The organism is Pandoraea apista, assembly GCF_001465595.2.
Classification (GTDB): domain Bacteria; phylum Pseudomonadota; class Gammaproteobacteria; order Burkholderiales; family Burkholderiaceae; genus Pandoraea; species Pandoraea apista.
Window position 1 is genome coordinate 1,852,103 of sequence record NZ_CP013481.2, and the last position, 11,307, is coordinate 1,863,409.

Here is an 11,307-nt window from a genome sequence, read left to right on the forward strand (position 1 = left end):
TTCAAGTGCTCGACCCGGGGGGACCGCTATGGTCGGCCACCCCCGATTACCCGGCCAGCCGGGCAAACCCTGCCAGGTCGACCGCGGGACGCTTGCCGTCGATGGCATCGGCAATTACGCGCGCCGCACCCATCGACAAGGTGAAACCCAATCCCCCGTGGCCCACGTTCAGCCACAGATTGCCCAGCTTGCCCGCGCGCCCGAGGATCGGGCGCCCGTGCGGTGTGGCCGGGCGCATGCCTGTCCATTCCAGCGGTGCCTGCGCGCCACCCAGCGCGGGGAACAACCCCGCCGAGAGGGAGCGCAGTGCATCGATGCGGTGCGCTGCGATCCGATAGTCGTAACCCACCAGATCGGCAATGCCCGCCACGCGCAGATGCTCGCCGAGACTGGCATAAACAACCTTGTTGTCCGCGTCGGTCACCGAGACCTGCGGTTGCGCGTCGACCGGCGCGTTGCGATACGTCAGGCTGTACCCCTTGAGCGGATACAGCGACACCGACTCGCCGACCGTGCGCAACAACGGCATGGCGGCCAGTCCGTTGGCGACGACACAGGCATCGAGCGCCACGTCGCCCGAACGCGTGCGAACGGCTTGCACGGTGTCGCCGCGCACGTCGAAGCCGGTCACTTCGCGATCAAACAGTAGCGTGCCGCCGGCATGCTCGCCAATCAGCCGCGCCAGTTCCTTGCACAGCAACTGACAATCGCCGGTACCTTCCCCCGGCGTATGAATGCCGCCCGCCAGTTCACCTGCGATCTTGCCCAGCGCGGGCTCCAGCGTGGCGCACGTCGCGGCGTCGACACGCCGTTGCGTGTAACCGAGGCCGTTAGCGAGCTCCAGCGAGCGCTCGGCGGCGGCCAGCTTGTCCGCATCGCGATACACCACGAGCTTGCCGCTCAGGCGATAGTCGAACGACACCGACTCCTTCGCCAGAAATTCCAGCATCACTTCACGGCTGTGCAGACCGAGCGATAGCAGGCGCAACGTGGAACTGGCGTTGGCCTGTGCGCTGCAATGTTTGACGAACTCGATCGACCAGCGCCAGAAGTCCGGATCGAACGACGGTTTGATGCGCAACGGCCCCGTGCGCGAGAACAGCAGCGAAGGCAGTTGCGAGAGGACGCCGGGGGCGGCGAGCGGCGACACATAGCCGTAGCTCAACTGGCCGCCGTTGGCGAAACTCGTCCCGAGGCCCGGACCGCGTCCGGCGTCGATGACGGTGACCTCATGGCCTGCGCGAAGCAACTGATACGCGCTGGCGAGGCCGACGATACCCGCCCCGATGACTCCAATATGCATGACGATGAATAACAACGAAAAACGCGAAAGAAAGCAAGGCGGAAAATATTCCCGGCAGGAGGACGGGGGGCCTCGCGGCGGGCTTTCTACACCCCCTTTGCTACGCAGTGTAGAGCGAGAAAATTCGGTAACCTATGCGGATTTGAGGCAGCATATGTCTTTTGGCTATAGGGTCGGACTTGCTGCCGATCCATCATCTGAGGCAGGGGGACGACGTCAGGCATGAAATTGCGGCATATCGAGACGTTTCGCGCAGTCGTGCTGACCGGCTCGGCCAGCGGCGCGGCGCAATTGCTCAACGTATCGCAACCCGTCGTCTCGCGCGTGTTGCAGCACGCCGAGCAGCAACTGGGCTTCAAGCTGTTCGATCGCATCAAGGGCCGGCTCGTGCCGACGGCCGAAGCACGCCGTCTTTATCCCGATGTCGAGCGCATCTTCAGCGATCTGGAGCGCCTGCGCACCACGTCGCGTAACCTACGCCAGCATGGCGTGGGCCATCTGCGCATCGCGGCAACGCCGAGTCTCGCGCAAAGCCTCTTGCCGGCCGCCATCGAGCGCATGCGTCGCGCGCATCCGGACGTTGTCTTCGAACTGATCACGCATCACACCACCGAGACGATTACTGCCATCCTCACATCGTCGGTCGATGTCGGCATCGTTTCTGCACCGCCGATGGCGGCCGGCATCGTGAGCCGTCCGGTGGCGCAGGGGCATATCGTGCTGGCCGTGCCCGCGTCGTGGCCGAAGCTCTCGCGTCGCGGTCCGGCAAGTGCCGACGCGCTCGCCGGGCGCGATCTCATCAAGCTGCACGACGATACGCCGCTCGGCGCGCTCATCAACGAGCGTCTCGATCAGACAGCATTGCTGCAGGACGCCGAAGTGATGGTGCAGACCTACTCGCTCGCGGCAGCGCTCGTCGAGCATGGGCTGGGCTACGCGTTGCTCGATCAGTTCACGGCGGCGAGTGCGCATGTGCAGACGCAGCGACTCTACCGGGTGGCCCCGGCCATCGAATTCCCGGTCGAGATGTTGCGGCCTGCCCATCAGCCGGAGTCCGTGCTGGCAGACACCTTGCGCCGGCATCTGGCGGACGTTGCCGGTGAACTCAGCGAGCGTGCCGAGGCTTTGTGCGAAGGCCGGGAGATCGTGCTGACCCCGGACGACGACGCCGACGTGGGTTAATGCTCCGGCACGGAGTCAGCGGCAACTCGGCTCGCTTTTCACTTCAAAGTAGGTAAATGGTTGCGCCTGAAGCTTGTCGGCGAGCGAGGGATAGTTCGCCTGCACGAAGCGCCGCGCGCCCGCCATGTCGAATTCGGTGCGCAGCCAGATCTGGCCGTCGTGGCTGTCGAGTATCAGCGTGCCGGCATAGATCACGTCGCCCCGGCGGACCTGCACCGTCGGCACCTTGCGGCCCTTGCAATAGCGGAAGCGATAACTATTGTCGGCGGGGGTGAATTCCATCGGCCCGAAACGCTCGTTGCGCATGAGCGGCGAGACGCGCATGGCCACGAAGCCGCGTGTGGGCGGGTTGCTGTTGAGGGTGCGTGTGACTTTGCCGCCGACGATACCGTTGACCGTCTGAGAGAAGGTCGAGTAATTCCACGGTCCCCAGGTGCTTTGCAGTGGCGTGTCGAGGCCGACGATGACGATGGCGTACTCGTCCAGCGTGTCTTCGGTAATGGCGGGGTTGGGCGCAATGCCCTTGGTACTGCACGCCGCCAGCCAGCCGGCGCAGAGCAATGTCAGCATTGCGAGCGTCGCTCGCCGCGCGACAGGGGAGAACCACAGGGTACGCATTGACCTCATTGCAGCCTCCATGTCGCGCATGACGCTCAGGAAACGATCCGGGTAGTGACGAACCCGGAGGGAGACAAACGTTAATCCTGCAGGAATCTTACCTTGACCTTGCGGCCCTTGACACGGCCATCCGCCAGCTTGCGCAGTGCTGTGGGGGCAATGTCACGGTCCACGGCAATATACGTGAAGTTCTCCAGCACGTTGATCTTGCCGATCTGGGCCGCGGCAAAACCGGCCTCGCCGGTGAGTGCGCCGAGCACGTCGCCCGGGCGGATCTTGTCTTTCTTGCCGCCCAGCATCTGGAGCGTGACCATCGGCGGCAGCAGGTGCCCGCTGCCCGACGGCGTCAGCTCCGAGAGCTTGTGCCACGGCACTTCGTGCCCCAGTGCAGCTTCGATATTACCTACGCGTCCCATCTCGTTCATGCTCGCCAGACTGAACGCCCAGCCGTCCTCGTCGGCACGGCCTGTGCGGCCGATACGGTGGACATACACCTCGGGGTCGGGTGTCACGTCGACATTGATGACCGCTTCGAGCTGTGCGATGTCCAGCCCGCGTGCGGCCACATCGGTCGCCACCAGCACCGAGCAACTGCGGTTGGCGAACTGGATCAGCACCAGATCGCGCTCGCGTTGCTCCAGATCGCCGTGCAGCATCAGCGCGTGAAAGCCCTCGGCGCGCAGCACATCGGTCAGATCGCGGCATTGTGCGCGCGTATTGCAGAACGCAATGGTGCTGACCGGGCGGAAATGGTCGAGCAGTTGCCCGACGGCGTGGAGACGTTCGTTCTCGCTCACTTCATAGAAGCGTTGGCGAATCTTGCTGGCGTCGTGCTTTTCTTCCAGACGAATCTCGCGCGGCGCGCGCAGCAGGCGCTGGGCAAGCTTGGCGATGCCTTCCGGATAGGTCGCGGAGAAGAGCAGCGTCTGGCGTGAGGCGGGGGTTTGGCGCGCGACTGTGGCGATGTCGTCGAAAAAGCCCATGTCGAGCATGCGGTCGGCTTCGTCGAGCACCAGCGTCTTGATATTGGCGAGCGAGAGCGTGCCGCGGTCGAGGTGGTCCATGATGCGGCCTGGCGTGCCGACGACCACATGGGCGCCGTGGGCGAGGCTTTCGGCCTGCGGGCGCAGCGGCGAGCCGCCGCAGAGCGTGAGGACCTTGATGTTGTCTTCGGCGCGTGCGATGCGTCGCACTTCCTGCGCGACCTGTTCGGCAAGTTCGCGTGTGGGACAGAGTACGGCGGCCTGTACGGCAAAATCCCGGGCATCGACACGCTGTAGCACGCCGAGCGAGAAGGCGGCGGTCTTGCCGCTACCGGTCTTGGCCTGCGCGATGATGTCGTGACCGGCGAGGATGTCCGGCAGAGACGCCTGCTGGATGGGCGTCATCGAGGCGTAACCGAGCCGTGCGAGGTTCTCCTGCATGGCAGGCGAGAGCGGCAGGCTCGAGAAGGGGGCGCTGTCGTTGCGCGATTCGGTGGCTTTTGAGTTCATGCGCAATTATACCGGTCGGGTCGGGCCAGTTGCCGTAAGGTCGGGGCTCAGGGTTCGCGCCGTTGCCAGTCCGGGGTCCCGGGCGTAGCATGGCTTTGCCTGTCGATGTCTCGTCCATTCCCGCTTGAGGTTGCCCATGCCCGCGAATTCGGAAGAGAAAGTCCGCCAGCACATGGCGGAAGTCGTCACGATGGCCGGGGAGCGTGCGCCAGAGGTGGCCGCGCTGTTCGAACCGTTCGTACGGCATTACTACGGTCTGGCCGACGCCGACGATGTTGTCTCGCGCAGTGTGGCCGATCTTTATGGCGCAGCGATGGCGCACTGGCAACTCGGCCAGAAGTTCGTCTCGGGCGAGCCCCGCATCCGCATTTACAACCCCACGCTCGATCAGCACGGCTGGCACTGCGGTCATACCGTCATAGAGATCGTCAACGACGACATGCCGTTCCTCGTCGATTCGGTGACGATGGAGATCAACCGGCAGGGGCTGGCCCTGCATTCCGCCTTTCACCCGGTCTACCGTATCAAGCGCGACGCGGCGGGCAAGCGTATCGCCGTGGCGCCCGGCGGTGGTCTCGTGCGCCCGGCGCCGGCGGGCGAGCGTGCCGGGGCCAGTGCCGGGAGCAACGTGGGGGCGCTACTCGCGTCGGGTACGTCGGGTACGTCCGGTGCATCCGGTGCGGCTGGCGAGGCAGGCGCAATGTCGCACACGGGCGGCGACACCACCGCCGACGGCAGCCGCTTCGAATCGTATATCCATATCGAAGTCGACCGGTTCTCCGAACCCGAGCGCATTCAGGCGTTGGCGGACGGCCTGCAACGCGCGCTTGGCGACGTGCGAGCCGCCGTTGAAGACTGGCGTGCAATGCAGGCGGCCGCTCATGCGGCCATCGAAGCCCTTTCGCAGCGTGCCGCACAAAAGGGCGTGGGTCAGCAGGAACGCGACGAGATCGACGAGGCACAGGCGTTCCTCGACTGGATGCTTGCCCGCCATTTCACCTTCCTTGGCTATCGCGACTATGAACTGGTCGAGCGAGACGGCGAGCACTACCTGCAAGGCGTAGTGGGCACCGGTCTGGGCGTGCTTCGTGAGGCGCGGCGCGACGCCGGCACGCCCGACATCACTCGTCTCTCGCCCGGCGCCATCGGCATTGTTCGGGAGAGTGCGCCGATCTTTCTGACGAAGGCGAATTCGCGCGCCAGCGTGCATCGTCCCGGTTATCTCGATTACGTGGGCGTCAAGCGTTTCGACGCGCAGGGGCGTGTGTGCGGGGAGCGGCGTTTTCTCGGGCTCTACACGTCGACCGTTTATATGGTGCCGGCCGACGAAATACCGCTGGTGCGCCGCAAGGTCGCCGAGGTGATCGGGCGTACCGGGTTCCTGCCGAATGGGCATCTGGCCAAGACGCTCGCCACCATTCTCGAACAATATCCGCGCGACGAACTGTTCCAGATCGACGTCGATCAACTGGCCGATATTGCGTTGGGCATTCTGCGATTACAGGAGCGTCAGCGCACGCGTTTGTTCGTGCGGCGTGACCGCTTCGACCGCTTTGTGTCCTGTCTGGTGTTCGTGCCGCGCGAAAAATTCAACACGGATCTGCGCGTGCGCGTGCAGAACCTGCTGCAAGCGGCCTATCACGGCACGAGCGTGGAGTTCACGCCGCAGCTCTCCGAGTCGATGCTCGCACGCATTCACATTACCGTGCGCACCGAGCCCGGGCATGTGCCCGAGGTCGATGTGAACGAACTCGAAGCCCGCATTGTCGAGACGACACGCCGCTGGCAGGACGATCTGTCCGACGCGTTGCGCGAGCAATTGGGCGAGGAGCGCGGCACGCGGGCGCTGCGGCGGTACGCGCATGCCTTCCCTGCCGGGTATCGCGAGGACTACGCCGCCCGCGTGGCGGTGCGCGACGTCGAGTTGATCGAGCCGCTGCTCAACGCGAAGCCGGCGGCGGTTGCCCAGGCGCCGGCTGCGGGCGCCACACCGCTCGCCATGCAGCTTTACCGTCCGCTGGAGGCCCCGTCCGGCACGTTGCGCTTCAAGATCTATCAGGCGAGCGAGCCGATTGCGCTCTCGCGCAGCTTGCCGATGCTTGAACACCTCGGCGTGCGGGTGAACGACGAGCGCCCTTACCGGATCGAGCCCGCCGATGCGGGAGCGGTGTGGATGCACGACTTCGGCATGACGAGTCTGGACGGTGCCGATGTCGATCTCGAGCACGCACGCGCACGTTTCGAAGATGCCTTCGCCCGCATCTGGGCGGGCGACGTCGAAAACGACGATCTCAATCGTCTGGTGTTGCAAGCCGGGCTGACGTGGCGCGAGGTGCGCATTCTCCGGGCGTACGCGAAGTACATTCGTCAGGTCGGTTCGACCTTCAGCAATGCGTACATCGAGAATGCGCTGACGGGAAATCCTTCGATTGCGGGCATGCTGGTGCGACTGTTTCTGGCGCGCTTCGATCCGGCGCTGAGTGAGGAGGCGCGCACATCGCAGGCAGAGCGCCTGCGCGCGCAGATTCATGCGGCGCTCGAAGACGTTCCCAATCTCGACGAAGACCGCATTCTGCGCCAATTCCTCGGTGTACTGGAAGCCACGCTGCGCACCAATTATTTCCAGACGGACAAGGACGGTGTCACGCAAAAGTCCTACCTGTCGTTCAAGTTCGATCCGTCGAAGGTGCCGGGGCTGCCCGAGCCGAAACCGATGTTCGAGATCTGGGTGTACTCGCCGCGAGTGGAGGGGGTGCACCTGCGCGGCGGACGCGTTGCGCGTGGCGGCCTGCGCTGGTCCGATCGGCGCGAGGACTTCCGTACCGAAGTGCTGGGTCTTGTGAAAGCGCAGATGGTGAAGAACACCGTGATCGTGCCGGTCGGCTCGAAGGGCGGCTTCGTGGTGAAGCAGCCTCCGCCGCCGGGAGATCGCGAGGCCTATCTGGCCGAAGGCGTGGCGTGTTACCAGACCTTCCTGCGCGGCCTGCTGGATCTGACCGATAATTATGTCGACGGCCAACTGGTGCCGCCGCCGAAAACGGTGCGCATCGATGGCGACGATCCGTATCTCGTGGTCGCGGCCGACAAGGGCACGGCCACGTTCTCCGATTACGCCAATGCTATCTCGGCGGAATACGGCTTCTGGCTTGGCGATGCCTTCGCGTCGGGCGGGTCGGTCGGTTACGACCACAAGAAGATGGCGATCACGGCTCGCGGGGCGTGGGAGTCGGTGAAGCGTCACTTCAGCGAGATGGGCGTCGATACCCAGTCGCAGGACTTCACGGTGGTCGGCATTGGCGACATGTCGGGCGACGTTTTCGGTAACGGCATGTTGCTCTCGAGGCACATCCGGCTCGTGGCGGCGTTCGACCATCGGCACGTCTTTCTCGATCCGAACCCCGATGCGGCGACGTCGTTTGCCGAGCGCGAGCGCATGTTCCAACTGCCGCGCTCCAGTTGGGCCGATTACGACACCCGGCTCATTTCCGAGGGCGGCGGCGTGTTTCCCCGTACGGCCAAGGCTATTGCGCTCTCGCCGCAGGTGCGCGAGCTGATCGGCACCGACGCCACCGAGTTGCCGCCGACTGACCTGTTGCGCGCGCTGCTCAAGGCGCCAGTCGATCTGCTCTATAACGGCGGCATCGGCACTTATGTGAAGGCGAGCACCGAGACGCACGCGCAAGTGGGTGATCGCGCCAACGACAGTTTGCGCGTGAACGGCGCGGAGCTACGCTGCAAAGTCGTGGCTGAGGGCGGCAACCTCGGACTGACGCAACTCGGGCGCATCGAGTACGCGCAGCACGGCGGGCGCATCAACACGGATGCCATCGACAACTCGGCGGGCGTCGATTGTTCCGATCACGAGGTCAACATCAAGATTCTGCTTGGGCTGGTGGTCACCGATGGGGAGATGACGCTCAAGCAGCGCAACACGTTGCTCGCGGAAATGACGGAAGAGGTCGGCACGCTTGTGCTGAGCGATAACTATTTGCAGACGCAGGCCTTGTCGCTGGGGCGACTGCGTGCGGCGGCGGCGCTGGATGACGACGCTCGCTTCATGCGCTATCTCGAGCGGGCGCAGCGGCTTTCTCGTGCCATCGAATTTCTGCCGGACGACGAAGCCCTCGATGCGCGCCGCGCGGCGGGGGCGGGGCTAACGTCGCCGGAGCGTGCGGTGCTCATGGCCTATAGCAAGATGTGGCTCTACGACGTGCTGCTTGCCAGCGATCTGCCCGATGCGGATTTCGTGGCCGAGGACTTGCCGTCGTATTTCCCCACGCCGTTGGCGAGCCGGTGTGGCGCGGCGATGTTACGGCATCCGCTCAAACGCGAAATTCTCGCCACGATGCACGCCAATGCGCTCGTGAACCGGGCGGGGGTGACATTTGTGCACCGGCTGAGCGAAGAGACCGGAGCGGAGCCGGCCGACGTTGTGCGGGCCAGTCTGGCGGCGCGCGGCGCCTATGGCCTCGACGCGCTGTGGCGCGAGGTCGATGCGCTCGATGCACGGGTTTCGCACGAGACGCAGGCGTCGCTCTTCACTGCCATTGCGCAGTGGCACGAGCAGGCCACATTGTGGTTCCTGCGCCGGCGTCTGACCGATGTGCCGCAAACCGTCGAGCGGTTGCGCAGTGTGCTCGATCCGATTCTGCCCACGCTCGACTCACTGGTGAGCGGCGAGGCAGCCGAGGAGGCACGCGCCAAAGCGCAAACGATGATCGACGCCGGGGTGCCGCCGCCGCTTGCGCAAACGGCGGCGGGAATCGGCGCGCGCGTTGCGCTGCTCGACATTGCCGAGGTGGCCAGCACCAGCGGGCGCGAACCGGCGCTTGCGGCGCAGGTGTACTTCGCGCTTGATGCGCCGCTTGGCTACGGCTGGTTACAGAGTGGCGTGCTGGGGTTGCCCATGCAGACGCATTGGCAGCGGCTCGCTCGCGCCACGCTGCTTGAAGAGCTGTCGGTGCTGAGGCGGCGTCTGACCGCCAGCGTGCTCGATGGCGGTACGCGACCCGATGTCGATACCGCTGCCACCGCCGCCACCGCCGCCACCGATGCGGCAGACCAGAGCCCGGCGGGCAGACTCGTCGCTGGCTGGCAGCGTGCACATGCCGAGGCGCTGACGCGCTACCACCGCGTGCTGGCCGATCAGGTGGCCGTGGGCAATGCAGACCTCGCAATGCTCTCGGTGAGTCTGAAAGCGTTGGCCGAAGTCGGGCGCTGACGGGGGGATTTGCACCACGCCGAGCGAGGTGACGCGGTTTACCTTTGTGGTGGCGGCGCGCGACCGGACACGCGCGAACGTGGCGAATCGCGCGCCGAAAACCGGCTCGCGAACATTTTTTAAGCGTTTACACAAAAGACGCGAAACGGCGTATCATCCGGGAAAACCCTAGGATTGAGTGGATCTGCGCGAATGCTTGCCCGTCGCGCCGATTGGCGCGTCCTGGGGTTTCGTCGATTCCTGATTCCCCCTGCGCAATGCCCAACGACACCTATCCCGTGAACGGACAGTTCGCCACGACGCTGCAAATCGTCTCTACCGTGTTCTTCACGTTCCTGTGCTATCTGACGATTGGTTTGCCGCTCGCGGTGCTGCCGTCGTTCGTGCATGTGGATCTGGCTTACAGCTCGGTCGTTGCCGGGTTGGCCATTAGTGTCCAGTACCTGGCGACATTGCTCTCGCGCCCTTACGCCGGGCGCACGGCCGATGCCTGGGGACCGAAGCGCACCGTGCTGTGCGGACTGGTGGCGTGCGGTGCCTCCGGATTGCTCGTGGCCCTGGCCGGTGTGTTCTCCGGTGTGGCCTGGCTGTCGCTGCTCGCGCTGATTCTCGGGCGTCTCGTGCTGGGATTCGGTGAGAGTTGGGTGTCGACGGGCGCGATCATGTGGGGTATCGGTCAGGTCGGGCCGTCGCATACCGCCCGGGTCATCTCTTGGAATGGTGTTGCGACCTACGGCGCGCTGGCGCTGGGCGCGCCGTTGGGCGTGGCGCTCGACAATGCTTACGGCATTCAGGCACTGGGAGGCGCTATTGCGCTGTCGGGCATCGTGGGGTTGGGGCTCGCGAGGATGAAGCGGGCAACGCCTGTCATCCATGGCGAGCGTCTTGCGTTCCGAGCGGTGCTCGGCCGCGTGTTGCCGTTCGGCATGGGCCTTGCGCTGGGTTCGATCGGCTTTGGCGCCATCTCCACCTTCATCACCCTTTACTACGCAAGCCATCATTGGGACAACGCAGCGCTGGCGTTGACCGCGTTCGGCTTGTGCTTCATGGGTGTGCGGTTGCTGCTTGGCAGCAGCATCGGGCGCTTCGGCGGCTACCGAGTGGCAATGGTGTCGTTTGCGCTTGAGGCGTTCGGGCTGATCGTGCTCGGTATTGCGCCGACCGGATTCACGGCGCTGCTGGGGGCAGCGCTTTCGGGGGCGGGCTTCTCGCTGGTGTTCCCGTCGCTGGGTGTGGCGGCCGTCAACCTTGTGCCGGCACAAAACCGTGGCGCTGCACTGGGCGCGTACTCCGTGTTTCTCGACGTTGCGCTTGGCGTGACGGGACCGGTAGCGGGCCTGATCGTCGGCGCTTACGGATATGCCGAGGTCTATCTGTGCGCGGCGATCGCCGCAGTCGCAGCCGTCTTGCTGACGCTGTGGATGGCGAGGGCGGCGCAGGCGCGTGAAGCCGACAAGAACGTCGCGCAAACCGCGTAATTGACAGTACCG

General features: G+C 64.8%; 6 protein-coding genes. 3 read left to right on the plus strand and 3 right to left on the minus strand.

Annotated elements, in window-relative coordinates; all coding sequences use genetic code 11:
* Window positions 1-46: 46 nt before the first annotated feature.
* Window positions 47-1,303, minus strand: coding sequence for a D-amino acid dehydrogenase (locus tag AT395_RS08565; RefSeq protein ID WP_072632945.1), 1,257 nt, complete (start codon window positions 1,301-1,303; stop codon window positions 47-49).
* A 222-nt stretch (window positions 1,304-1,525) separates the two neighbouring features.
* Here AT395_RS08565 and AT395_RS08570 point away from each other — a divergent pair, with 222 nt between their 5' ends.
* Entirely contained in the window at window positions 1,526-2,485 is a 960-nt protein-coding gene (locus AT395_RS08570) for a LysR family transcriptional regulator (RefSeq protein ID WP_042112160.1), read from the plus strand.
* Between the two features lie 15 nt (window positions 2,486-2,500).
* Here the strand turns inward: AT395_RS08570 and AT395_RS08575 are convergent, their stop codons facing one another.
* Window positions 2,501-3,112 carry a hypothetical protein gene (locus AT395_RS08575; protein WP_125347409.1) on the minus strand — a complete coding sequence of 204 codons (612 nt, stop codon included), beginning with the start codon at window positions 3,110-3,112 and terminating at the stop codon, window positions 2,501-2,503.
* A 71-nt stretch (window positions 3,113-3,183) separates the two neighbouring features.
* Window positions 3,184-4,596, minus strand: coding sequence for an ATP-dependent RNA helicase DbpA (gene dbpA / locus AT395_RS08580; RefSeq protein ID WP_042112158.1), 1,413 nt, complete (start codon window positions 4,594-4,596; stop codon window positions 3,184-3,186).
* Window positions 4,597-4,732: 136 nt separating this feature from the next.
* On the opposite strand from dbpA, the gene AT395_RS08585 reads away from it, so the two are divergent.
* Window positions 4,733-9,817 carry an NAD-glutamate dehydrogenase gene (locus AT395_RS08585; protein WP_058375306.1) on the plus strand — a complete coding sequence of 1,695 codons (5,085 nt, stop codon included), beginning with the start codon at window positions 4,733-4,735 and terminating at the stop codon, window positions 9,815-9,817.
* A 257-nt stretch (window positions 9,818-10,074) separates the two neighbouring features.
* Window positions 10,075-11,295, plus strand: a complete 1,221-nt coding sequence (locus tag AT395_RS08590; RefSeq protein WP_048627571.1) for an MFS transporter — start codon at window positions 10,075-10,077, stop codon at window positions 11,293-11,295.
* The last annotated feature ends 12 nt before the right edge of the window (window positions 11,296-11,307 follow it).

Bases quoted from the DNA above. Each gene is read 5' to 3' on its own strand.
- AT395_RS08565 (WP_072632945.1), bottom strand. From the start codon at position 1,303: ATGCATATTGGAGTCATCGGGGCGGGTATCGTCGGCCTCGCCAGCGCG.
- AT395_RS08570 (WP_042112160.1), top strand. From the start codon at position 1,526: ATGAAATTGCGGCATATCGAGACGTTTCGCGCAGTCGTGCTGACCGGC.
- AT395_RS08575 (WP_125347409.1), bottom strand. From the start codon at position 3,112: ATGAGGTCAATGCGTACCCTGTGGTTCTCCCCTGTCGCGCGGCGAGCG.
- dbpA (WP_042112158.1), bottom strand. From the start codon at position 4,596: ATGAACTCAAAAGCCACCGAATCGCGCAACGACAGCGCCCCCTTCTCG.
- AT395_RS08585 (WP_058375306.1), top strand. From the start codon at position 4,733: ATGCCCGCGAATTCGGAAGAGAAAGTCCGCCAGCACATGGCGGAAGTC.
- AT395_RS08590 (WP_048627571.1), top strand. From the start codon at position 10,075: ATGCCCAACGACACCTATCCCGTGAACGGACAGTTCGCCACGACGCTG.